Raw genomic sequence first — 24,056 nt, 5'->3', positions numbered from 1 at the left:
GGGCACCCGCCCGTCTCACCGGTTGAAGCAAGGAGTCACCCATGGCTGAGAAGCCCAACATCCTGATCATCTGGGGCGATGACATCGGCATCAGCAACCTCAGCACGTATTCCGACGGTCTCATGGGCTACCGGACGCCGAACATCGACCGGATCGCCGACGAGGGCGTGAAGTTCACCGACTACTACGGCGAGCAGAGTTGCACCGCGGGACGCGCGGCGTTCATCACCGGGCAGAACCCGTACCGCACCGGACTCACCAAGGTGGGCATGCCCGGGGCGAAGCTGGGGCTCCAGCCCGAAGACCCGACCATCGCCGATGCACTCAAGCACCACGGCTACGCCACAGGTCAGTTCGGCAAGAACCACCTCGGCGACCGCGACGAGCACCTGCCGACCGCCCACGGATTCGATGAGTTCTTCGGCAACCTCTACCACCTCAACGCAGAGGAGGAGCCGGAGCACCCGGACTATCCGACCGAGGAGGAGTACCCCGGGTTCAGCGAGAAGTTCCGGCCCCGCGGCGTGCTCCACACCTGGGCGAACGCCGACGGCACGCAGCGCATCGAAGACACCGGTCCGCTGACGAAGAAGCGCATGGAGACGGTCGACGAGGAATTCCGCGACGCCGCCGCCGACTTCATCCGCACGCAGGCCGCCGACGACACCCCGTTCTTCGTCTGGTTCAACTCCACTCACATGCACTTCCGCACGCACACCAAAGAAGAGAGCAAGGGGCGCGCCGGGCGGTGGCAGTCGAACTACCACGACACGATGCTCGACCACGACGACGTGGTGGGGAGCCTCCTCGACCTCCTCGACGAGCTCGGGCTGGCCGAGAACACGATCGTCATGTACTCCACCGACAACGGCCCGCACATGAACAGCTGGCCGGATGCGGGCATGACCCCGTTCCGCAACGAGAAGAACTCGAACTGGGAGGGCGCCTACCGGGTGCCCGCGATGGTCCGTTGGCCCGGGCACATTCCCGCGGGCACGACGCGCAACGGCATCGTGAGCCACAACGACTGGTTCGTCACGCTGCTCGCGGCCGTCGGCGACGACGACGTGGCCGAGCGGCTGAAGGCGGGCACCGAGCTGCACGGCACCGAGTACAAGGTGCACCTCGACGGGCACAACCAGCTCGACTACATCACGGGCGCCGTCGAGCACAGTCCGCGTCGACACTTCTTCTACGTCTCGGACGACGGCGACCTCACAGCGCTGCGCTTCGAGAACTGGAAGCTCGTCTTCCTCGAGCAGCGCGCCGTGGGAACCCTGCTGGTGTGGCAGGAGCCGTACATCGAGCTGCGGTTCCCGAAGCTGTTCAACCTGCGCACCGATCCGTACGAGCGGGCCGACATCACCTCGAACACCTATTGGGACTGGGTGCTCGACCACGTGTTCCTGTTCGTGCCGGCGCAGGCCTACGTCGCCAAGATGCTCGGCACACTGGCCGAGTTCCCGGCGCGGCAGGAATCGGCGTCGTTCACGATCAACCAGGTGATGGCGAAGCTGGTCTCGACCGTCGGCAGTTCCTGAGCGGGGAGGGGCGACCCGATCCGGGGTAGTGGGGCTACGTCACCGGATCGGGCCTCGACTCCCCTGCGAGGGGGAGCGAACCGGCCCCTGATGCATAGGGGGAGAACAGCCTCGGGAGTCGGTCGTGTGAGGAGAGTCTGCCCTCCGCGCGTAGAGTCGGCGCGGATTCGGCCAGAAGATCATCATCGCTGTCACTCCACCGTTCACCTCCCGGTGACGCGGGAATCACCTGGAGGTGAGCGGCAGCTTCCGCGCCCGGGCGCCGCGCGAGCATGGGCTCGGCGACGCCGCTCCACGGGCATCGTCGTGATGCACACGGAGATTCGCCAGGACACCACCGGAAGCACGCGCATGGCCGCCCGACGCCTGCGGGCCGCGGCAGTGTGGATGTCGCAGCAAGCGCCAGCTGAGCCTCCGGCGGGCGGAGGGTGATCCGCGTTCGGGTCGCGGACCTCCGCCTGCCGGACGGCTCGGTATCCGGCGCGTTGCCGAACTCAACACGTCCGCGCAGGCCATCCCCACCCTCGGCCTGTCGCGGTGCGGGGTTCCCTGCCCCGCGCCTGGTCATCATGCCAGGTAAAGCGCCCTAGGACTTCTCCCCGGTTGTTCTAGGGCGCTTTCTCTTTCCTGGACGCTTTACAGGCCCAGGAGCCAGGTGGCGACGAGGAAGTAGATGATGAGGCTCGTCGCGTCGCAGAAGGTCGAGATGAACGGTGTGCTGAACACGGCCGGATCAGCATGGAGGCGCTTCGCGATGATCGGCATGACACCGCCGACGGTCGCCGCCAGGGTGCACACGGCCAAGAGCGTCACCGCGATCACGGCTGCGAGCGGAATGTCATACACAATGGCGGCGAGCACGAACCCGAGCCCTCCCAGCAGTGTTCCCAACGCTGCGCCGACCCGCACCTCGCGACCGGCGACGGCGAGTGCATCGCGCGTCGTGACCTCCCCCGTGGCCAGCGCCCGCGTCACCGTGGTCGCGGCCTGCGCCCCCGTGTTGCCGGCGGTGCCCGTGAGCAGAGGAATGAAAAGGGCCAGGGTCACGACCTGCGCGAGCGTGTCCTCGAACGCGCTGAGCACCTGCACCGTCAGCAGCGCAGAGACCGCGAGTACGAGGAGCCAGACCACGCGAGACCGGACGATCCGCAGGACCGGTGTGGCCAGGTACGCCAGGCCGAGCGGCTCGGATGCGCCTTGGCGTGCGGCATCCTCGTCATCCGCCTCGTCCAGGATGCGCAGCGCATCGCCGACCGGGAGCATGCCGACGACACGGTGCTCGGCGTCGACCACGGAGAGAGCGAGCACACGGGCGGCCACCAGCCGGCGGGCGGCCTCCTCGGCACCGTCGGCAGTGTGGGCGACCAGCGCGGGATGCATCACCTCGGTGATGAGCCTCCCCGGGCTGCCGAGCACGAGGTCGCGGAGGCTCACCGCTCCCAGCAGACGGCGTTCGCGGTCAGTGACGGGGAGCGAATACACGGTCTCGGCGCGCTCGCCGTGGTGACCGATCTGCGTCAGCGCGTCGCCGACGGTGAGCTGCGCATCCAGCCGTACGAACTCGGGGGTCATCCGCCTGCCCACGCTGCGCCGGGGGTAGCCGAGCAACGACGCAGTGAGGTCGCGCTCGTCGGGTGAGAGATCGCGCATCAGCGCGGTCGCCTGGCCTGCGGGGAGCTCGTCGAGGAGCTGGGCCCGGTCGTCGGGATCCAATTCCTCGAACACACGGGCGACGTCTTCGCTGCGGAGACCGCGGAACAGGTCCGCCCGCATGCCGACGTCGAGTATGCCGAACACCTCGAGCGCCGCTTCCCGCGACAGCAGTCGATACAAGACCGCGCGGTCCGCGGTGTCCGCTCGGTCGAGGACGCGCGCGATGGAAAGCGGCGATCTCGTCGCGAGCGCGGCGCGGAGCGCACTGAGGTCGCGTGCGTCGAGAGCGTGTTCGAGTTCCGGGTCGCCCAGCTCGGCCATCCGCTCAGGGCCCGTCCGGTGACTCGCGGATGAACTCGCGGATATCGCTCCGGTCGGTCGCGCCGATCTTGCGCATGAGCTTGTTGACGTGCGACTCCACCGTGCGCGTGCTGACGACGAGAGCTTCGGCGATCATCGGATTCGACAGGCCGGACGCGATGAGCTCGGCCACTTCGCGCTCGCGCTGCGACAGGGGGGAGCGCTCCTTCGAGCGGCGGCGGGGGGCGGCGAGCAGCATCCTGCGAAGCACCGTGACGGCTTCTTCGGACACCGACGAACCAGCGGCATCGACGAATCTCAGCGCGATCTCCGCCAGTTGTGCGGCGTGTGCCTCCTCGCCCGCCTCCGCCGTGGCCTGGACGACGGTGACGAGCGCCCCGAGGTCGCGACGCACCAGGGCATCGGCGAAGTCCGCCCATCGGGTGACGGCCGGGCTGTCGATCGAGCGGATCCGCGCTTCGGCGTGCGCCCAGGCGTCGGCCGACGCCGATGAGCGCAGTCCATCGAGGTAGACGATCGCCGCCGCGAGACGGGCGCCGCGATCCCACAGTGCGTCGCCGAGCTCTCGACTGATGCGCTCCGCGGTGGCGGCGTCGCCGTCGAGTGCGGCGAGTCTGGCCGAGACCAGATCTCGCTGCAGACCGGGGAACGGGCCGTCGGGGATCTGCGACTCGTCGAGTTCGTCGAGGAACTGAGACACCAGTGCGCTGGTACCGCGGTTCGCCGCGAAATAAGCGCTCAGCACCATCAGACCCACGAACGACAACGGGGCCTCGCTGGCCGGGCTCCCGAGCGTCGCCGGCGCGGCGATCGCCCGCTCCGCGTCACCGAACCGGCGCAGCAGGACGGCGGACACGGCCGACAGGAACGAGTAGACCCGCAGCCTGGTCGCATCGAAGTCAGCACGCGCCTCGGCGAGCTTCGCCTGCGAACGTTGGAATGCCGCGGTGAACTCGCCCATCGCGAGTGTCGCCACCGTCATCACGGTGTCCAGCCGCGGGTCCCCCGTGTCGCGTTGTTCGTGCGCATCCGCGAGCGTGACGGCCTCTCGGATGCGCCCGGTCGCGGTGAGCCAGACCAGTTGGGCCAGGAGGACCGAGGACCGCGTGCTCTCGTCCACGTCGTCGAGGTCGAGATCTTCGAAGGGCATCCGCGCGGGGAGCTCGGCGAACTCCATCTCGATGACGAGTGCTTCGGCCGTGAGGCGCAGCGCTTCGCCCGGCACCGCCGCCGCAGCCCGCCGCAGCCCCTCCACCGCTTCGTCAGGACTGTGCCGGTTGCGCGCAAGGTACGTGGCGCACACGATCTCCCAGTCCGCCCGTTCGGGTACGAGCCCCGTGAGCTCACGGCTGGCGGCGAGCACGGCATCCGCCTCGTCGTCCGAGGGCGCGAGATCGGCGGCGAGCGCCTGAATCAGATCGGCGGCGGCACGCAGGCCCGGCTTCTGCCGCCACGCTTCGCGCGCGCGCAGCGTGCGTCGACGGAGTCGCTCGTGGACGAGGCGGACGAACACGGCAGGGTTCTCCGGTGGGTCCGACGCGAGCACGGGAAACTCGACCGATGCGCCGTCGGCGAGAGTCCGGTCGATCTGCTGCAGCGCCGCCGCACGCAGTCCGGGAAGCTGCTCGTGCCGGAAGTGCTCCGCGAGGATGGGCGGGTTGACGGTGGCGATGAGTCTTCCCCGCGCTTCGACGATGCGGACCAGGAAACGGCATTCGAGGGTGCGCACCGTGCCGCCGTCGATGATCCGCGCCGCCGTCGCCACGTCGGTGGGACCGAGCAGCGACAGCGTGCGCAGCGCAGCCTGCTCGAGCGGATCGAGCGCGTCGACGAGCGGGCGGGTGACGGCTTGCAGGGCGGGGTGCCACAGCGATCCCTCGGCGCGCAGCACTCCCTTCGTGATCGTGGCCCGGCCCGCCCGGCGGGACGCCTCGAGGATGGCGATCGCCAGCCCGACGTTGCCGCCGGACTTCGCGAACACGCGGCTCATCGTCACCTGATCGATCTTGGATCCGAAGACGCCCTGCAACGCAGAATCCAGTTCGGCATAGCCCATCGGCGGGAGCTCGACCGTGAAGAGCCCGGTGACGGTGCCTGAGTGCAGCGTGGGGGCGACGGGAACGCGCCGGGTTGACAGCACCGGGACCCGGTGGCGTTGACTTACTGCGCCGATCACACCCCAGGACGACTCGTCGATGGCGTCGGCATCATCGACGAGGAGAACGGTCCGGTCGGGCGCGACCCTCTCGGCGAGCCCTTTGAAGGACGTGATCAGAGGGCCGCCCCGCGCCTCGACCGGATCGAAGATCCCCGCCAGAGCGAGGGCCGCGAACGGTGACCGGGTGAGATGCTCCGCACCGGCGACATCGATCGTCCGCCACCCCAGACGCACGAAGTGCTCGCGAATGCGACCGAGGGTGTGGGAGCGTCCCGCGCCTCTCTCCCCGATCAGCTCGACGCTGCACCCCGTCTGCAACAGCTCGATCGCGCTGAGGAACGCCTCGCCGTGCGTCATGGTTCGCCTCTCGCCTGGGGACAACGGGACGGCTCCACGCTCCTCCACACGTGCGCGGATGGAAAGCGATCGCGCGACGTTTCACCCGTGAGGTCATTCTCGGCTCACCCGACGGATGAGCCGGGGGCGCACTCGATTGCGGTGCACGCATTCCCGACGGCCGAGCACCGCTCTGCGTCTGCGGCTCACGGTTCGGGCCCTCCTATCCACGGTCGCCCTCTCCTCAGCCGAAGTACGAGCACCCGGGCGGCATACCTTCGAGGCGAACACGCGGCGTGGGACCGGCGTGACAGGGAACGAGTATCAGGGGGAATGTCATGGGTGGAAGGTCTGGAAGACGCCGCATCGCGGTGGTGCTGGGGACGCGCCCCGAGATCGTCAAGCTCGCCCCGCTCCTACGGGAACTCGGAGACGACGCATTCGTCATCCACACGGGGCAGCACTACGACGGAGAACTCTCCGAGCAGATGTTCGAGGACCTCGGTATCCCTGCGCCCGAACTGGTGCTGAGCGGCGTGGGCGGTCAGCCGCGTTGGTCGCAGATCGCGACCGTGATCGCCGAGCTCGGTGCGCAGTTCAGCCGGGAGCGGCCGGACGTCGTGGTGGTCCAGGGGGACACCAACGCGGTGTCGGCGGGGGCGCAGACCGCCAACTACCTCGACATCCCGGTCGTGCACGTGGAGGCCGGGCTGCGCTCGGACGACCGTGCGATGCCGGAGGAGATCAACCGGCTGGTCGCCGGGGCGGTGGCCGATATCCACTGCGCGGCAACCGAGCACAACGCAGGGCGCCTTCGGGCAGAGGGGGTGCCCGAGGAGCGGATCGCCGTGACCGGGAACACGATCGTCGAGGCGACTCGGCACTCGCTGTCGCTGCCGGCGGAACTGCCGTTCGACCTCCCTGCCGGGGACTTCGTGCTGGCTACCATCCACCGACCGGAGAACACCGATACCTCTTCATCGCTGCGCCGGGTGCTAGTCGAGCTGGGCGAGATCCCGTCGCCCGTGGTGTTCGTGGCGCACCCACGGACAAGGGCGGCCATCAGCCGGTTCGTGCTCGATCACCTGCTCGTGGGCATGCAGGTCGTCCCGTCGCTCACGCACCGCCAGTTCCTCCTCGCGGCCGAGGCATCGACGTTGATCGTGTCGGACTCCGGTGGGTTGCAGGAGGAAGTCACGGTGCTGGGCCGTCCGCTCCTGGTGCCGCGGCGGAGTACCGAGCGGCCCGAATCGATCGAGGCCGGGTTTGCACGACTCGTGCCGCCGGGCGCGAGCATCTCGGAGGAGGCTGCGGCGGTCCTCGCAGACCCGGATGTCCGAGGCCGACTGGCCGTGGAACCGTCGCCGTATGGCGATGGTGGCGCGAGTGCCAGGATCGCCGTGATCTGTCGGACGCTGGCCGATACCGGAGCGCGCGACCTCCGCGGGTTGCGTGGTCAGGACGAAAGGGCACCCAGGCCACACGCGGCGTGAAGCGGTTTCCGAGAAGTGCACGGGTGCGAACACTCGGAGCACGGATTCTCGACGCCGGAACACTGGTCGACGTGCGACGCGGCGGTACCGATGGTCGGGCGAACCTAGTCTCGCTAGGGCGCGTGTCCTGTCGTCGCATCCCGGGTGGGCTTTCCTGGCGGGGCCGGTCGGAGAGAGGGAAGATCCCTCCATCCGGTCGCCTCTCCTCAGAACAGAAAGGAGGTGGCGTATGTCGCGCACGGAAGTATTTCTCACGGCAGTCGATTTTCTGCAGAGCGGTCGCAGCGTGAGCATCGCCGGCGAGCGGCTCTCCGGACGCACGCACATGCTCAACCGCGTGCGCGAGCACTTCGTCACCCTCGGGTGGCGCACGCTCTCGATCGATGGCATCGAAGCGCTCCAGCGCACCCCTCTCGGCGGCATCGCGCTGACCGGAGTCGTGATCTGGCCCGACCGGCGTGGTGTCTCCACGATGCAGGCGGTCTCCGCGCTCGGGGAGCAGGTCGTGGCCGATCGCACGGTGATCCTCGTCGATGACGTCGAATGGCTCGATGAGGCATCATGGGCCGCGATCAGTGCTGTGACGCGCCTGCACCGTGTCCCGCTTGCGTTCACACGACTGGCTCGGCAGGCCGGACCCTCCGTGCCCGCGACCGGCGGCGTGGGTCCGGTGTTCTCGCTACGGCTGCCCGCGATGTCCTACGCAGAGATGGAGACTGCCCTCGAAGCGGAGGTCGGCGCGCGGATCGAGCAGTCGACCATGAGCCGGGTCTTCTCGAAGGCGGGCGGCAACATCGGCGTCGCCGCGGCGATTCTGGAATCCGCGCGACGCACCGGCCGGATGGTGCTGGAGGGCAAGAGCCTGCGTGCGACCGAAGCCCTGTGGAGCCCGGCACTCGCCTCGATCGCCGAGGGCACGATGCGGGGACTCGACGCGGATGACATATCGGCGCTTCGGATGCTGGCCCTGCTCGGGCCTGCCAACCTCCGCACCGCACGCGAGCTGGTGAAGGCCGAGGTGATCCTGGCGCTGGAAGATGATGGATTCATCGACGTCATGGAGACCCGGGACGGTCCCTTGGTGTCGGTGCACCCGCCCCTCCTCGCGGAGTACTTCCGCCACGAGTCGCTGCCGGGGAAACGCGCGGACGCGCTGACACGCATCGACAGCTCGCTCACGGAATCGCTGGAGGGGAGAGGAACCGACTTCGAGTCTCCCGATGCAACCGCTCTGTTCGTCCGGCTCGCTCACGAGCGCACGCGGCACCGCACCCTGGTGGCAAGGGAGGACTGGCGTACGCATCGCAGCCTGGAATCGGCGGCGCGGCTGCTCAACGCGCTCGCTGCCGACTCCGCCCAGTCGCCCGATGAACTCGCGACGCTGATCGCCGACGCTGAACGGCTCGACGGGACAGCAGACGCTCGCGCCGAGTGGACCCTGGCCCACGCCATGTTCACCGCCCACCATCAGAATCAACGCGCCGCGGCGATCGCCCGCTTACGGGCGGTGGCGGCAGATCACCCGGTACTCGCTCCGCGACTCGAGGCGGAGGCGCTGCTCTTGGAGATGGGCTCGGGGCGCGCACCCCGCGAGGCCCCGCTCCGCACGATCGACGAGAGCGAGCTCGACCCCGCCGCACGTGAGTCCGTCGTGCTCGTGAAGTCGTACTGGATGCTCGTGCGCGGCAGGGCCGAGGAGGCGCACGCGCTCCTCGAGGAACAGGCCATGATCGATTCGGTCGATCCGCGACTGCAGGCAGCGCTGGTCTACGCGAAGCTCGGTCTCGGCCAGCACTCCGCCGCGATGAACATCGCTCAGGAGAAGGCGATGGCTGCCCGGGAGGACTTCGACGCGCCGCGCGTTCGGGCCTACGAGTTCCTCACCGCGCTCGCGGCAGTGTTCACGAGGGAGACGGACGTGGCGGAGGCGGCGATCGACGCGGCAAACTCGCTCGGTGTTCCCGCCGGCGAGACTCCGGCGTCCTTCGTCGGTCTGAACGTGCTCAGCGCGTTCTTCGCTGCGCAACGTGGTCTTCGCGCAGTCGCCGTGGAACATCTGGCAGCCATCGAAACCGCTGAGCTCTTCGACGGGCCGTTGCCGGGACTCCACCGTTCTTTCGCCGCGCTGGGGATCGCCGTGCTCGACGCGGATCTGGATGAGGCGCGAAGGATTGCTCGCAAGGCCGGAGACGACCTGTGGGAGCGCGGGTCTCTGCTCGGTGCGGCCTTCGCCTACCTCGACGGGTTGCGGGTGGCACCGAACGCCGACGACTGGGAGTACGCCAGAGAGCGGATCGCACAGGTCGGCAGCCCGGGCATCGTACGCTGGGCGGCCTTCACCGAGGCGCTCATCCGCGATGACCCGAAAGGGCTCGCTGACGCCGTTTCCCAGGTGGCTGCGGCGGGAGAGCGAACGGATGCGGCAGAGTTCGCGAGGGTCGCGCTCGAGCGCCTCGCCTCGCGGACCAACGTCGATCCGGGAGTCCTGGCAACGTTGGAGTCGATCGCCGCCGCGGGCCGCCGCGCCGTCCCCGCCGCGTACGTCGAGCTGACCGCGCGGGAGCTGGAGGTGGCGGAGCTGGTGGCGTCCGGCCTGTCCAACCCCATGATTGCGGAAGCCCTCGTCGTCAGCGTGCGCACCGTCGAGTCGCACGTGAACAAGCTCATGAAGAAGGTCGGTGCGCGCACGCGCCCCGGCATCCGAGACCACCTGATCGGGACGGGGATGCGCATGCGCTGAGTTGCGCGTAGCACTCATCCGCCCCAGGTCAAACGCAGCGGTGGGCGGGTGAAGGTGGGTACGGCACCGGGTGATGAGGCGGGTGATGTCAAGGGGCATCCGGCCCCGTGGTTCTCGGGGTGTACTAGAAATGAAACGATTTGCAGCCGATATGTCGAGCACCCAGCCCGGGGTCGAGACGCCGAGAACATCGAATATCGGTTCGCTGAGCGGAAGGTTCACATGTACCCAGAGGTGATCCGCACGAGAAGCTCGAGCGCTGCGCCCTCCTCCCCGCGGCGGGGGATCCGGAACGATCTTCGCCCGTCCGGGCAGGCGACCTGGCGACGAACATGAATCTCAACGACCCCGAAAGGGCCCGCGAAGAACTCGCACGGGCCATCAGCTCGGGACAGCCGGAGACCATCGCTCGCGCGGCCGTCGCCAACGTCTGGCCGCTGTACAGCGCTCATGCGGACACACTGACCTCGGTGATAGCCGCTCTCCCCACCGCACTGCTCGACCGCTACCCGATTCTCAAAGCGCTCCACCCCATGACTCCGGTGCTCGCCCGGACCACCCGTCCCTTCAAACCCGTCGTGTACGCCGACGATGCGCGCGCGATGAGCCCGGAGGAGCTCGACTTCCTGATCCTCGCGCAGATGATCGCGTGCCGCTTCAGCGGGGATGTCGCCGCCGCGCTCGTGTACGCGCGACGCCTCGAAGACCGCATCCTGCAGACTCCGATTGAATCGCGCGATCGCATGGACGGGCCGCTGTGGTTCTTCCACCACCAGATCGGCTCGACGCTTCTCGCTGCAGGTGTCTCCGCCCGCGCGCTCCTGGAGTTCGCGACGGCCCGGCAGCTCGGAAAGTTCGCCATTCAGGAGGATGCCGAGCGGATGGCGCTCAGTCGCATCGCCCTCGCGCACGCGCTCCGCGGCACCCTGGGCGACGCCGACCGTGCCCTCGCCGAAGCGGCCGCGCTACCGCCGGTCACCAAGGCGCACGCGAACTCCATCCGGTCGTCCGAAACTGCGGCGGCGGCGCTCATCGGCGTCGACCGGCTGTCGGAGAATCTCGACGAACTCCTCACGGCGATGGATCCCTTCGACACGATCGAACTGAGCTGGCCGTTCGCGCTCCTGGCGCGCTGTCGCGCCTACCTGGTGCGGCAGCAGCCGGAGGACGCGCTCGAGGCCATTCGCCTCGCCGCCGATGCGCATCCCCCGCAGCACGGCTCGGTCGCTGCGGACATCATCGCCGCGACGACGATCAAGGCACTCATCGCGACCGGTGACTTGCGCCGCGCCTGGCAGATCGTGGAGGAGAACCCGAAACCCGGAATGTTCACACAGCTCGCGAAGGCCCGCCTGTCGCTGCACGACGGAAGGTTTGACGCCGCGGGGAACGTCTTGCGTCTCCTCGCTGCCGAGCCCTCGTTGGGGCCGTCGCAGCGGGCGGAAGCGGTGCTGCTGTCGGGCTGGCTCGAACTCGGACGCAGCGGAGAGATCGACCGGGACACCGCGGCGCAGATCTCCCGGATCGCTCGTCGCCGCGATAGCAGACGCCTGCTCGCGATCATGCCCCGCCAGCTCGTCGAGCACGTCAGGGCGGTGCTCCCTTCCGAGTCCTTGGTGGACTTCGATTTCGTGACGAAGGGGCTGACGAACTTCGACATGCACGCCCGGCCTTCCTTGACCGTCGGCGAACTGCGCATCCTGAATGCGCTGCCCGCGCACTACTCAACGTCGGAGATGGCCGCTCGGTTCCATGTCTCGCCCAACACGATCAAGTCGCAGCTGCAGTCGCTGTATCGCAAACTCGGCTGCTCGACGCGCGATGAGGCGATCCGCACCGCCACGAGAATGCATCTGCTGGTCGCCGAGACCCCTGAGCTGTAGATCGAGGCGATCAGACCTTGGCGTCCTGGCGGGGAAGCAGGATCTGTTTGGCGATCAGCAGGAGCGCCGCCGTGACGGGCACGGCCACGAGCGCCCCGAGCAGACCGAGCAGAGTCCCGCCGACGAGGGCACCGATCACGACGAGCGCTCCCGGCACCGCGATCGCCCGGTGCATGACGCGAGGTGTGAGCAGGTACGCCTCGAGCTGCATGTACACGAGATAGATGCACGCGAAGAGCAGCGCGGCGAGAGGGCTCGTGAAGAGCGCGACGACGGTGGCTACGCACCAGTAGACGACCGACCCCACGAGCGGGATTAGGGTGATGCAGAACGCGACGACGGCCATCAGCAGCGGGAACGGCAGGCCGAGAGCCGCGTGGAGGATGAAGGCGACGACGGCGTTGCAGAATGCCAGCACCACCATGCCGGCCAGATAGGCGCCGACGGACGATGCGATCTGCTCGGTTAGCGCGGCGACGGTTGTTCGCGACCTCGCGGGGAACACGCGCGTGAGTCCCGCCTTGATGGCTGGCAGCGATGCGAGGAAGTAGAGGCTCAGGACGAGTACCACGATCATCCCGGACACGCCGGCGAGGACTGTGCCGCCGGCCTGGAGCAGTCCGCGCCCGATCACGCTGACGCGATCCGGGTGGGTGAGGTACGACTCGACCTCATTGACGACGTGCTCGAGGTCGGTGCCGAGCGCCTTCTGCAGCCAGTCGTAGGTCGCCGAACTCTCGAAGCGATCGATGAGCTTGGGCACGTCGCCGACGAACTGGGTGATCTGGCTGACCACGGTCGGTACCACGAGCAGCAGTACGCCGGTGAGCACGAGGGCGAACGCCGAGTACACGGCGGCGATGGACCAGCCCCGCGAGACCCGCCGCGCCTCCAGCCTGCGCACGAGCGGATCGAGGCCGAGAGCGGCGAACAGCGCGAACGCGATCGAGACGAACACGGTCGAGAGGTTGCTGACGGCTGCTCCCAGCGCGATCGCGAGCAGTCCGCCGAGTGTCGCCGCGAATCCTGTGGCGAAAGGGCGGCGCACGGTCGTCGCGACCGTCCCGTCGCCGCGCTCCATCATCGTCATGGTCAGTCTCCCTCTTCCTGGGTCCGGGGCCGCCGCCAGGCACGGGCGACAGCAGTGACGTCGCGGTTGAGGCCGGCCCCGAGGACCATGCCGATCGCGATGGCGATGAGGGAGCCGAAGGTGCGCAGGATCGTGCTGAACGCTCCGGAGGCGCCGGAGGCAGCCTCGCTCAGGCCGATGAACCCCATCGACCCCGGCACGAGGAGCCAGTACGCGCAGGTGAGCATGATCGCGGTGGACGGCGCGCCACGAAGCCGACCGGCGAGGGCGACGGCGGGGATCACGATGATCGCACCGATCAGACCTGATAGTTCCGCTCCGACGAGGAGGTTTCCCAGCAGTTGCGCGGAGTAGGCGACGAGCAGCGCGTAGAGGATCCACGGGAGAGACCGCCGCGGGGCGGCCGAGTACAGGAAGTAGCCGACGCTCACGAACAGGATGCCGACCCACGGCGCCCAGGCTCCGAGCTGCTCCGGCTGAGTGGTGGGGGCCGGAGGCTCGCCCGCCACGGTGATGCCGGCGAACACACCGAACGCGAGCAGGCCGAGCCTCGCCACCCCGTATACGAGTCGGCTCGCGCCGGCCATGACCTGGCCCGACGTGAGCTCGACAGCGGCGATCGTGAGGGTGAGGCCGGGCAGGAATGAGACGAGGGAGGGCGCGACGAGTCGGAGCACGTCATCGTGCACGATCGGCCGCACGAGCAGGGAGATGAGGAGAGTGACCGCGAAAGCGGTCGCCACGGGCAGGATCAGGGAGAGCGTCGCGGCTCGGTCGCCCAGGCGCACAATCGTGCCGACGATCACGCCGAGGACGAGATAGACGGGCAGAGCCGTGATCGTCGGATTGAGGACGAGGCCGAAGCCGATGGTGAGCAGCGTGTAGCCGATGACCGAGAGGACCGGACCGAATCGTGCCGGAGCCGACCGGGCCGAAGCCACCGCTGCGATGACCTCGTCCGAGCCGGTGCGCTCGGCAAAGGCCCGCCGCACGAGGCGCTCGACACCGCCCGCCTGATCCAGGCGCAGCGCGTTCCGGCCGGCAGGGAAGATCGCAGTCTGCGGCCCGATGCCGCGCGGATCCTCGATCAAGATGACCGTCGGCAGCACGAAGATGCGCAGGTCGGGGCGCTCGTAGTGCACGGCGAGGCGTCGGAGGGTCTCCTCGACTTCGCTCGTCGCCTGCGAGGAGTCCAGGAGTGCGGCGCCGAGCTCGCCGAGCATGGCCGGGATCCCGGCATCGTCGTCGTGCGCCGGGTCCGGTGTTGCGCGGGGACGCAGCGCCGCCACCGCCTCGCGCATGCGACCGCCGAGTCCGGTCGGGGAATCGCCCCTCCGGATGGCCACGGCTACCCTCCGTCCTCGGCGAGCAGGTGGAAGCGGGAAGCAATGATCATCGCGTCCTCGCGGGTCGAGCAGCCGAGCTTGCGGTAGAGCGACTTGAGCTGCGACTTGACGGTGTTGGGGGAGACGTGGATCACGGCGGCGATCTGGGCGGTCGTGGTGTGCGCGGGAAGGATGTTGAGGACGCGCAGCTCCCCCCGGGTGAGCGTCGGGCGCCGGGGTGCGTCGACGTGGGCGAGGCCGCTGACCTCGCGCTCGAACACTGCGGCTTCAGCGGCGGGGAGAGCCTCTCTAATGCTGTCCACGAGCTGCACGGGCATCATCGACACGATCCGGCGAGACCCGTCGCGCGCTGCGAGCCGGGCGACATGCGCCGCGGTTCCGGGCGCGACCGTGTCGGTCGATCCGTACTCGTGCCACGCCGACATCAGCAGCAGTTCGACGCGTGGCCCTGGGCCGAACGACGGGTCTGCCGCGAGGCGCTGAAGCGCGGCATCTGCAGCCTCCCAGCGGCATTCGAGCAGGGCTAGGCGGGCGATCGCGAGCTTCGACAGCAGGCCACCGCGCGGCGAGGATTCGGCGACGCGGCGAGCTGCGGAGGGTGCCCCGAGCGCCCAAAGGGCGTGTACGGATGCGGCGGCGATGACATCGGAGGCGACCGATCCGTGCTGATCGGGGTGGGCTTCGCTGGTGAGCCGGACGACCTCGATCGCTTCGTCCGGGCGCTGCAGCGCGATCAGAGCGCGTGTGCGGGCGAGCAGCGCGAACGGCCAGGTGAGCTCGATGCTGTCGTATCGCTCCAGGTCGGCCAGGAGGTCTTCGACGTTCGGCGCCATCCGCTCGACTCCGATGATCGCGGCGGCCGTTCGTTCCGTGGCCGCCGTCGACGCCCGGTGCGCCGGCGTCGCGGGAGGCTGGGTGGCGACGGCGGCGAGGGCGAGTTCCGCGTCGTCGAGGGATCCCCGCACCGCATGGGCGAGAGCGATGCGGCCGAGCGCTGCGCGCTCTGCGTCCGGCTGCTGCGACAGTCGCCCCAGTTGGCGGGACGTGGCGAACTCGAGCAGCGCGCGCGAGGTGTCACCCGCGGCAAGGAAGGTGGAGCCGATCTGATGGTGATAGAACCAGAGCGGCCCGTCCGTGCGCTCGAAGGATGTCTCGCGGAACTGCTGGATCCGCTCCTCCAGGCGCCGCGCGTAGATGAGTGCCGCAGCGACGTCTCCGCTGAAGCGGAACGCGACGATCTGCGCGAGCGTCACGAAGTCCAGCTCGTCCGGGGCCATTGCGCGAGCGTTATCCGGATCGACGAGCGGCTTGAACGGACGAGTTGTCCTCGCCAGCACCGGTGTCATGCGATGCAGCACGCGCAGGGCCGGGTAGCGGGTGAGGACAGGGGGCGGCAGGGTCTCGACCACCCGGGTCAGCTCGTCGAAGTGCTCGCTGTACAGCGGCCAGAGGTGGGACATCGCGGTACGGGCGATCGTCTCCGGCGTACCGTGCGCGACGGCGGCACGGAGCTCGTCGGCCGCAAGCACGCCGTCGGTGAGGTTCACGACGACCCGATTCCGCTCTGGGGCTGTGCCGCTGCCCCGGCCGCAGGACTAGCCGGCATCGTCGTCGGTGCGGCTCGTCGCCGCGAGGGCGCGCAGATCGGCGAGAGAGAGGAAGTGAAGGTCGCGTCCGGCCTCGAACTTCTCGCTGACGTTGCCGGCGAGACCGCCCTCCAAGGCGAGTCGGCCGCCCAGATCGAGGACCCGCTGCGGCGCTCCCTCGCTGAAGTCGACGTCGTCGAGCTCGACCCACACGATGTTCGGGCGGGTCGTTGACTCGAACACGTACCGGCGGTTGGTGAGGTCGATCACGACCTGCCAGATGGTCTGCGAGGCGTCGGGCTTTCCGGGGTCCGGAAGTCGGAAGGGCTGCGCGGCATTGCGGATGACGCTGAACATGGAGGCGATGGCCTGCAGCTGAGTCTCGGGCTGCGGGAGACGCTCGACGTAGTACGCGGCCCGGGCGAACCGGTCGGTGGCGAGGGTCGTGCCCGGCAGCGGCTTGTCCCCGCCGAATGCGTCGACCTGCGACAGCAGCTTCAGCTGCTCGTCGTACTTGGGGGAGTTGGTCATCACGCGGTACTGGGCGCCGTGGTGCAGTTCGAGTGCGCCGTCGATGTACTCGATGACGGCGGAGTCGCCGGTCGCGTCATCCAGAGCGAGGTGGATCGTCGGGACCTCTCCGCTGGCCGGATCCCGCAACTGCACGACCTGTGCACCCGTCTCGCGGATCCAGGCGACGGCCTCCGCCACAGTCGCGAAGTTGTCGAGGAAGTACTGCAGCCAGACCGCCTGGCTGAGGGCAGGACGGGCGGGGTCGAGCTCGCCGTACGACGACTCGGCCAGCCACAGCACGTGCCCGGCGAGCCCCGCCTCGTTCAGACCGTCGACCGAGATCATGTCGAAAGCGGTCGCGACGACACTGCCGTACCGGGCGGACCAGGTGAGGTCGCCGTTCACGCCGTCGTCACGCTGGATGCCGCGCGGGAGCACCCAGAGGTTCGTGGCGAGATCGCGGTGGTAATCCATGTTCCGTCCGACGATCACCGCGCCGTTGGCATCGGGCCAGACAACTCTCGTGCACATGATGCTCTCCTTCTCTGCCGAGCTTCGGTCACCCGAATCCCGGCATCTATGCCATATGGGGAATGAACTACTTCTTCTTGCGCGGCCGGAACCACGGGAACAGCGAGCCGATCACCACGCCGGCGACCAGCACCGCGAGAAACCAACCCCAGGCGGGCATCGTGAACTCGAGGAACAGGAACCGGAGAGTCGCTGGTGCCACGTTCGAGAACACGAACGACAGGGCGGCGATGCCCACGATGATCGCGATGATCGCTTTGCCGCTGTTCGCCTTCGTCTCCTTGTCGGCGACGCTTTCCTTGTCGGGCATATGTTTCTCCTCTAGTGGGTGCACGGGCTCGCGACGGACATCTCACGACGTGTGCCGAGGTGCTCAGGATGGGACACTACTCACAACTTCGACCCGAGCGCGACGGGGTGAGGCGCGGGTGAGAGGCGGGTGTCACCCGCCATCACCCGGCGAATGAGGGTGCGGGCGAATTCTTCGGAGCCACCCTCGGCAGCATCCGAGCCGGGCATAGTGTCACGGCCATGACCACAGGACTTCATGCACCCCAGCGAATGATCATCCGCAACGTCCGTGTCTTCGACGGCGTCAGCGACAAGACCCAGGACAACGTCGACGTCCTCGTGGAAGGCCCGCACATCGTCGCGGTCTCCACGTCGCCCGTCGCGGGCGACTCCTCCGAGGGAGTCGTGCAGATCGACGGCAAGGGACGATTCCTCATGCCGGGCCTCAGCGACGCCCATGTGCACCTGATGGGCAACGCGAACAGCATGGTCGATTTCCTGCAGGGACCCACCGGGGCGCTCTACGGGAACACGATCGCCGAGGCGAAGCGGATGCTGCTGCGCGGCTTCACCACCGTGCGCGACATGGGTGGCGACACCGCTCCGGTCAAATCACTTATCGATCGCGGCGTCTTCGAGGGCCCGCGCATCTTCCCGAGCCAGGCGATGATCTCGCAGACGTCCGGTCACGCGGACTTCTCGTTCGTGTATGACGTGCCCGAGGAGTTCGGCGGCAAGCCCGCCCGTACGGAGGAGATCCATTTCACACGGATCGCCGACGGCGTTCCCCGCGTGCTGGCCGCCGTGCGCGAGCAGCTGCGGCAGGGGGCCTCGCAGATCAAGCTGACGCTCGGTGGCGGCGCCGCGTCGATGTACGACCCGCTGAACACGCTGCAGTACACGCCCGACGAGATCAAGGCCGCTGTGCAGGCGGCATCCGACTACGGCACGTACGTCGCGACCCACGTCTACACACCGGCCGGGATCTCGCGGGCCATCGATGCGGGTGTGAAGTCCATCGAGCATGGTCACCTCGCCGACGAGGCCACAATCCGACACATCGGTGAGACCGGGACCTGGCTCTCGATGCAGCCGTTCGCCGAGGACGACCATCACTACCCCGACCCCGTGCGCGCTGGCAAGAACGCCGAGATCTGCCACGGTACCGAGCAGGTGTACGAGTGGGCGAAGAAGTACGACGTGCGCACCGCGTGGGGCACCGACCTGCTGCTGGAGCCGCAGTCGGCCGCGCGGCAGAGCGTGATGGCCGCGCGACTGGGCGACTTCTACTCCAACGTCGAGGCGCTGCGCACGCTGACCTCGGGCAATGCGTCATTGTTCGAGCTCGCTGGCGAGCGCAACAGCTACCGCGGCGGAAAGCTCGGCGTGCTGGCGGAGGGCGCCTGGGCCGACATGATCCTCGTCGACGGCGATCCGATCGCCGACCTGTCGGTCATCGCCGACCCCGACGCCAACTTCAAGCTGATCGTCAAGAACGGCCAGATCGTCAAGAACACGCTGTGACGCGATCCGGCGGAGGCGCCGGATCGGGCAGGGAAGGGGAGAGACAGTGAGTGAACCGACGGAGGAGATCGCGACGGAGCGGATCGCGACGAACGAGGAGGTACTGCCGCGGCGCGGCGATGTGCTGATCCGGGCGTCGAGCATCGGCGTCGACGCGTCTTGGGGGCACATCTACGGCCCGGTCGACCTCACGGTCCGCTCCGGCGGCGTCACCGTGTTGAAAGGGGCAGGGGGCAGGGGGCGCACCGCGCTGCTCCTCACCCTCGCCGGCCGGATGAAGCCGACGACCGGGCGACTGGAGGCCTTCGGCCGCCCGGACGCGCCGCACCACCTGTTCGACAGAGCGGCGATCGCGCACATCGACGAGGTGGACGGCATCGGTCAGACCATCCGGGTGCACGACATCATCACCGAGCAGGTGCGCTGGGCGTCGAAGTGGTATCGCTGGGTGCCGCAATCCACCGAGGCAGACCTCGAGCGCATCTGCCGCCCGGTCTTCGGCGACTACTCCCTCCCGCCGATGGAGGCGATGGTCGAGGAGCTCCCCGAGCTCACCGGCGCCCTCTTCCGGATCGCGGTCGCCAACATCCGCAAGCCCCCGCTGATCGTCATCGGCGGGGTGGACAAGCTCGCTAGTGTCGCCGGCGCGGGCAGGCTGCTCGAACGACTGGTCGCGCTCGGTACCGAGCAGACGGTCATCACCGCCGACGTCAACGGCGTCCCCCTGGGCGAAGGCATCACCGATGTGATCGAGGTGCCGAACCTCACGGACGACGCCTTCACCGTCCTCGAACGAGAGGCTCTGGACCGATGATCGCCGCATTCTCACCCGGCAGCGACTTCAAGCGCTACTACCGCGGGCGCATGCCGCGGCTCGCCTTCATCGTCATCATCCTGATGCCGCTGATGTACGGCGCGCTCTATCTGTGGGCGTTCTGGAATCCGTTCGGCAATGTCGACAAGATCCCCGTCGCGATCGTCAACCTCGACGCGGGTACGACGATCAACGGCGAGAGACTCGATGCGGGCACCGACGTCGTCAAGGGGCTCATCGCCTCGAAGCAGCTCGACCTGCATGAGGCGACCGAGGCTGAGGCGACCAGCGGCCTCGCACACGGGCAGTTCTACTTCACGATCACCTTGCCGGAGGACTTCAGCGAGTCGATCGCCTCGGCGGCCAGCAGCGACCCCCGCTCGGCGAGTCTCGAGTTCCGGTACAACGACGCGAACAACTATCTCTCCACCGTCATCGGTCAGGATGCCGCCGAGGAGGTCATCAATCAGGTCAGCGCCCAAGTGGGCGAGCAGACCTTCGAGATGGTGCTCACCGGCGTCAAGGGCGCGATCCCCAAGATCAAAGCGGCCGTCGGCAGCGTCGACGAGCTGAACACGGGAATGCAGACCGCCAACGACGGCGCGCAGCAGCTGGCCGACGGCCTCGTCACCGCGAAGGGCGGAGGGGCGCAACTCGCCGACGGGATCGACGAACTCGACGACGCGGTGCAGGACGCCGTGGGCAGAGCCGACCGTGTGGTCTCGGCATCCGGCATCACCGGGGACGAGATCCGCCAGGCCGTCGCGAGGATCACGGCGAACACCGATGAGGTCGAGCGCGGTCTCAACCAGGTCGCATCGGCCCACGCCGCGGCGGAGGCGAAGCTGCAGGCACTCATGGACGACCTCGCCGGCAGCGAGGATCCCGCCGCGCAGGCCCTCGCGGGTGAGCTCGCCGAGGTCATGCAGACCTTCCAGGGAGCGCGAATCCCGCAGGAGGTGTCGGCGACGTTCGACGGCCTCCGCCGTGACGTGGACTTCCTCGCCGGCGACTTCAACGACCCGAGCAGCCGTGTGAACGTCATCCTCCGCGCCGTCGAGGGTGGGGCCGTGCAACGAGACCTCGCTCTGGTGTCGCAGAAGTCCGACGAACTGCGCTCCGGGGCCGACGAGCTCAGCACCGGATTGGAGAAGCTGTCGACCGGCTCGACCCAGCTCGCAGCGGGGACCGTGCAGCTCGCCGCCGGCACGGAAGAACTCGCCGGCGCTGCGGGGCAGGGGCTCAAGCTCCTCCCCAACTGGGACGAAGGTCAGCAGTCGAGCTTCATCAAGGCTCTCGCCCAGCCGGTGGAGCTGCACGAGACCATCGACAACGAGGCGAAGACCTTCGCGTATGGCTTCGCGCCCTTCTTCCTGGGTCTCGCACTGTTCGTCGGCGGGATCATCGCGTGGATGCTGTTCACCCCGCTGCTGGCTCGACCGCTGGCTCAGGGGCTCGGATCGTTCCGGACGGTGATCGCCTCGTTCGCGCCGACCGTGTTCGTCGGGTTCCTGCAGGCGACGATCCTGTTCCTGGTCGTGCGGTTCGCGATCGGACTGCATCCGGAGCACGCCTGGGGCACCTACGGGTTCATGCTGCTCATGGTCATGATGTTCATGGCAATGATCCAGATGTTCAACGCCCTCCTCGGACCCGCAGTCGGACGCGTGCTGACCCTCGCGTTCCTCATGGTGCAGCTGACGTCGGCCGGCGGGATCTACCCGGTTCCGACCACCACGGAGCTGTTCCAGTGGGTCAACCCGTTCGACCCGATGACGTATACGAACACGGCGCTGCGACAGCTGATCCTCGGTGGTGTGGACTACCGGCTCGGGATCGCGATCGCGGTCGTCGTCGGACTCACCATCGTCTTCGTCGCCGTGTCGACCCTGGCCGCCAGACGGAACCGCCAGTACAACATGGACCGTCTCTACCCACCCGTCGAGGTGTAGCCGAAGCCATCGCGCACCCCGACCCGCCAACCCTCACTCGAAGCACAAGGAACACAGGAGCGAAAGTGACTACAAACACCAGCAAGGCACGTACCAGCACGAACATCGACCCCACGCTCAGCGTGAATCCCGTGTTCGTCCGACCGGGGGAGGCGACGGAGTTCGACAAGTTCTCCCTTCCGCCGGGGCCCAGCCTTCCGGAGACCGCGTATCAGATCGTGCATGACGAGGCGATCCTCGACGGCAACTCCCGCCTCAACCTCGCGACCTTCGTGTCGACGTGGATGGATGACGAGGCGAAGAAGCTGTACCTCGAAGCCGCTGACAAGAACATGATCGACAAGGACGAGTACCCGGCGACGGCCGCCATCGAGGACCGCTGCTGGCGGATCCTGGCCGACCTGTGGAACGTGCCGGACAAGACCGACACCATCGGCACCTCGACCATCGGCTCGTCAGAGGCCTGCATGCTGGGCGGTCTCGCGCTCAAGCGGCTCTGGCAGGAGAAGCGTCGTGCCGAGGGCAAGTCCACCGACAAGCCGAACCTGATCATGTCGGCGGCCGTGCAGGTCGTGTGGGAGAAGTTCTGCAATTACTGGGACGTCGAGCCGCGCTACGTGCCGGTGAGCCCGGATCACATCATCCTCGACGGGTACAACCTTGAGGACTACGTCGACGAGAACACGATCGGTGTGGTGTCGATTCTCGGTCAGACCTTCACCGGCCTGTACGACGACACCATCGCGATCTCGAAGAAGCTCGACGAGATCCAGGCGAAGACCGGCCTCGACGTCAAGATCCACATCGACGGCGCGTCCGGAGCGATGGTCGCGCCGTTCTGCCAGCCGGACCTGGTGTGGGACTTCCAGCTGGATCGTGTGAACTCCATCTCCACCTCGGGCCACAAGTACGGCCTCGTGTACCCCGGCGTGGGCTGGGTGGTGTGGCGCAACACCGCGGTGCTGCCGGAGAGCATGATCTTCCACGTGAGCTACCTCGGTGGAGACATGCCCACGCTCGCGCTGAACTTCTCGCGACCTGGTGCCCAGGTGCTGCTGCAGTACTACCAGTTCCTGCGTCTCGGTTTCGAGGGATACCGCGCGGTGCAGCAGAACTCGATCGACGTGGCCACCTACCTCTCCAGCGAGATCGCCGAGATCGGAGCGTTCGACCTGGTCAGCAAGGGCGATACCATCCCGGTGTTCGCCTGGGTGCTGAAGGACGGCTACACCGACAAGTGGACCCTGTACGACCTGGCCGACCGTCTGCGTATGAAGGGGTGGCTGGTGCCCGCATACCCGATGGCCGACGACATGGCCGATGTGGTGCTGCAGCGCATCGTGGTGAAGGTCGGTCTGAGCCGGGACCTCGCTTCGGCGCTGCTCGCCGACATCCGCGGCGAGGTCGAGTTCCTCGACGCGCTCCAGGCGCCACTGCCCGACCAGGCGGACAGCGGACACTTCCACCACTGAGTTCCCCGGCGAGGCGGGGAGGGTCGCTTCGGCGGCTTCCTCCCCGCCTCGTTCCCCCTCCGAACCCGATCGAGAGCGAGAGTCAGAATGAGCGCCGCAGCGACCACCATGGACGCCCCCCGGAGCGGTCTGTTCATCCCCACCGTCACCAAGCAGTGCTGGGGGTTCATGATCGGATCGGCGTTCTTCGCCGTCGGATCCGCCCCCGTGCTGAGCGCGGCGATGGGATCGAGCATCTCGAACCTGCTGTTCTTCGTGGGGGCCCTGTTCTTCACCACCGCCGGCCTCATCCAGCTGTTCCTCAGCGGTGCCGTCGCGGTCGATGTGTCCTACGGACCGGGGCGCATGGTCCGAGCCGAGTGGTTGGCGGCGGCGACGCAGTCGTTCGGCACACTCATGTTCAACGTGAGCACCACCGCCGCCCTGCGCGCGAAGTCGATCGGCGCGCAGGAGCATTTCGTGTGGAACCCAGACGCGGGCGGCTCCGTGGCCTTCCTCGTGAGCGGGGTCGTGGCGTTCATCGCCTACGCGCACGTCGCCCGGCACTGGGACTTCGGACGCCGCGCCTGGTGGTCGGTAGTCATCAACTTCGTGGGCTGCGTGGCGTTCGCGTTCTCGGCGGTCGGGGCCTACATCCTGCCGGGCGGCGACGCGCTGAACGGCTCGCTCGCGAACAACGGCACCTTCATCGGGGCGCTTTGCTTCCTGTTCGCGTCCCTGATCGTGCTGCCGTTCTGGGACCGGCCGCGCGGCGGATCGTCTCCGTCGGCTGCTGTCGTACCGGGAAGTTCCGGACGCTGAGACCGGATGCT

16 protein-coding genes are annotated in these 24,056 nt (G+C 68.0%); 9 read left to right on the top strand and 7 right to left on the bottom strand.

The window, feature by feature from the left end:
* Positions 1-41: 41 nt before the first annotated feature.
* A complete protein-coding gene (locus ACFC14_RS02480) occupies positions 42-1,541 on the top strand; it encodes an arylsulfatase (protein ID WP_376101064.1) in 1,500 nt (499 codons plus the stop codon).
* A 636-nt stretch (positions 1,542-2,177) separates the two neighbouring features.
* Here the strand turns inward: ACFC14_RS02480 and mgtE are convergent.
* Positions 2,178-3,515 carry a magnesium transporter gene (gene mgtE / locus ACFC14_RS02475; RefSeq protein WP_376101063.1) on the bottom strand — a complete coding sequence of 446 codons (1,338 nt, stop codon included), beginning with the start codon at positions 3,513-3,515 and terminating at the stop codon, positions 2,178-2,180.
* A gap of 4 nt (positions 3,516-3,519) precedes the next feature.
* Positions 3,520-6,030, bottom strand: coding sequence for a LuxR C-terminal-related transcriptional regulator (locus tag ACFC14_RS02470; RefSeq protein WP_376101062.1), 2,511 nt, complete (start codon positions 6,028-6,030; stop codon positions 3,520-3,522).
* A 317-nt stretch (positions 6,031-6,347) separates the two neighbouring features.
* Here ACFC14_RS02470 and wecB point away from each other — a divergent pair, with 317 nt between their 5' ends.
* The 3 genes from wecB to ACFC14_RS02455 all read left to right on the top strand — a co-directional run bounded on the left by wecB (position 6,348) and on the right by ACFC14_RS02455 (position 12,125).
* Positions 6,348-7,502, top strand: coding sequence for a non-hydrolyzing UDP-N-acetylglucosamine 2-epimerase (gene wecB / locus ACFC14_RS02465; protein WP_376101061.1), 1,155 nt, complete (start codon positions 6,348-6,350; stop codon positions 7,500-7,502).
* 286 nt (positions 7,503-7,788) lie between these two features.
* The gene (locus ACFC14_RS02460; RefSeq protein WP_376101060.1) at positions 7,789-10,242 is read left to right on the top strand and encodes a LuxR C-terminal-related transcriptional regulator; all 2,454 of its coding nucleotides are present in this window, start codon (positions 7,789-7,791) and stop codon (positions 10,240-10,242) included.
* A 332-nt stretch (positions 10,243-10,574) separates the two neighbouring features.
* Positions 10,575-12,125, top strand: coding sequence for a response regulator transcription factor (locus ACFC14_RS02455; protein ID WP_376101059.1), 1,551 nt, complete (start codon positions 10,575-10,577; stop codon positions 12,123-12,125).
* A 10-nt stretch (positions 12,126-12,135) separates the two neighbouring features.
* Here ACFC14_RS02455 and ACFC14_RS02450 read toward each other — a convergent pair whose 3' ends face one another.
* The 5 genes from ACFC14_RS02450 to ACFC14_RS02430 all read right to left on the bottom strand — a co-directional run bounded on the left by ACFC14_RS02450 (position 12,136) and on the right by ACFC14_RS02430 (position 17,501).
* Entirely contained in the window at positions 12,136-13,215 is a 1,080-nt protein-coding gene (locus ACFC14_RS02450; RefSeq protein ID WP_376101058.1) for an AI-2E family transporter, read from the bottom strand.
* A gap of 2 nt (positions 13,216-13,217) precedes the next feature.
* A complete protein-coding gene (locus tag ACFC14_RS02445) occupies positions 13,218-14,561 on the bottom strand; it encodes a threonine/serine exporter ThrE family protein (protein WP_376101057.1) in 1,344 nt (447 codons plus the stop codon).
* A 2-nt stretch (positions 14,562-14,563) separates the two neighbouring features.
* Positions 14,564-16,108: a response regulator transcription factor gene (locus tag ACFC14_RS02440; RefSeq protein ID WP_376101056.1), complete on the bottom strand. Its 1,545-nt coding sequence runs from the start codon at positions 16,106-16,108 to the stop codon at positions 14,564-14,566.
* 48 nt (positions 16,109-16,156) lie between these two features.
* Entirely contained in the window at positions 16,157-17,191 is a 1,035-nt protein-coding gene (locus ACFC14_RS02435; protein ID WP_376101055.1) for a linear amide C-N hydrolase, read from the bottom strand.
* Between the two features lie 67 nt (positions 17,192-17,258).
* Positions 17,259-17,501 (bottom strand): LapA family protein, encoded by a 243-nt coding sequence (locus ACFC14_RS02430; RefSeq protein WP_376101054.1) that lies wholly within the window; start codon positions 17,499-17,501, stop codon positions 17,259-17,261.
* A 221-nt stretch (positions 17,502-17,722) separates the two neighbouring features.
* Between ACFC14_RS02430 and ACFC14_RS02425 the strand changes: the two genes are divergently transcribed.
* From ACFC14_RS02425 to ACFC14_RS02405, 5 genes are all read left to right on the top strand, one after another.
* On the top strand, positions 17,723-19,006 hold the full coding sequence (locus ACFC14_RS02425; protein ID WP_376101053.1) for an amidohydrolase family protein: 1,284 nt from the start codon (positions 17,723-17,725) through the stop codon (positions 19,004-19,006).
* A gap of 46 nt (positions 19,007-19,052) precedes the next feature.
* Complete coding sequence (locus ACFC14_RS02420) at positions 19,053-19,820, top strand: ATP-binding cassette domain-containing protein (RefSeq protein ID WP_376101052.1); 768 nt, start codon at positions 19,053-19,055, stop codon at positions 19,818-19,820.
* The gene (locus ACFC14_RS02415; RefSeq protein WP_376101051.1) at positions 19,817-21,772 is read left to right on the top strand and encodes a YhgE/Pip family protein; all 1,956 of its coding nucleotides are present in this window, start codon (positions 19,817-19,819) and stop codon (positions 21,770-21,772) included. Before ACFC14_RS02420 ends, ACFC14_RS02415 begins: the two co-directional genes overlap by 4 nt.
* A 65-nt stretch (positions 21,773-21,837) precedes the next feature.
* Entirely contained in the window at positions 21,838-23,244 is a 1,407-nt protein-coding gene (locus ACFC14_RS02410; RefSeq protein ID WP_376101050.1) for a glutamate decarboxylase, read from the top strand.
* A gap of 87 nt (positions 23,245-23,331) precedes the next feature.
* Positions 23,332-24,045 (top strand): hypothetical protein, encoded by a 714-nt coding sequence (locus ACFC14_RS02405; RefSeq protein ID WP_376101049.1) that lies wholly within the window; start codon positions 23,332-23,334, stop codon positions 24,043-24,045.
* Positions 24,046-24,056: the final 11 nt, after the last annotated feature.

Origin of the sequence: Microbacterium sp. NPDC055988 (genome assembly GCF_042269505.1) — a bacterium.
GTDB lineage: Bacteria > Actinomycetota > Actinomycetes > Actinomycetales > Microbacteriaceae > Microbacterium.
This window is presented reverse-complemented; position numbering and strand designations above follow the sequence as displayed.

What these genes read in the sequence shown, in the direction of transcription:
- ACFC14_RS02480 (WP_376101064.1), top strand. Translation starts at nt 42, where the DNA reads ATGGCTGAGAAGCCCAACATCCTGATCATCTGGGGCGATGACATCGGC.
- ACFC14_RS02425 (WP_376101053.1), top strand. Translation starts at nt 17,723, where the DNA reads ATGACCACAGGACTTCATGCACCCCAGCGAATGATCATCCGCAACGTC.
- ACFC14_RS02470 (WP_376101062.1), bottom strand. Translation starts at nt 6,030, where the DNA reads ATGACGCACGGCGAGGCGTTCCTCAGCGCGATCGAGCTGTTGCAGACG.
- ACFC14_RS02430 (WP_376101054.1), bottom strand. Translation starts at nt 17,501, where the DNA reads ATGCCCGACAAGGAAAGCGTCGCCGACAAGGAGACGAAGGCGAACAGC.
- wecB (WP_376101061.1), top strand. Translation starts at nt 6,348, where the DNA reads ATGGGTGGAAGGTCTGGAAGACGCCGCATCGCGGTGGTGCTGGGGACG.
- ACFC14_RS02405 (WP_376101049.1), top strand. Translation starts at nt 23,332, where the DNA reads ATGAGCGCCGCAGCGACCACCATGGACGCCCCCCGGAGCGGTCTGTTC.
- ACFC14_RS02455 (WP_376101059.1), top strand. Translation starts at nt 10,575, where the DNA reads ATGAATCTCAACGACCCCGAAAGGGCCCGCGAAGAACTCGCACGGGCC.
- ACFC14_RS02450 (WP_376101058.1), bottom strand. Translation starts at nt 13,215, where the DNA reads ATGACGATGATGGAGCGCGGCGACGGGACGGTCGCGACGACCGTGCGC.
- mgtE (WP_376101063.1), bottom strand. Translation starts at nt 3,515, where the DNA reads ATGGCCGAGCTGGGCGACCCGGAACTCGAACACGCTCTCGACGCACGC.
- ACFC14_RS02435 (WP_376101055.1), bottom strand. Translation starts at nt 17,191, where the DNA reads ATGTGCACGAGAGTTGTCTGGCCCGATGCCAACGGCGCGGTGATCGTC.
- ACFC14_RS02415 (WP_376101051.1), top strand. Translation starts at nt 19,817, where the DNA reads ATGATCGCCGCATTCTCACCCGGCAGCGACTTCAAGCGCTACTACCGC.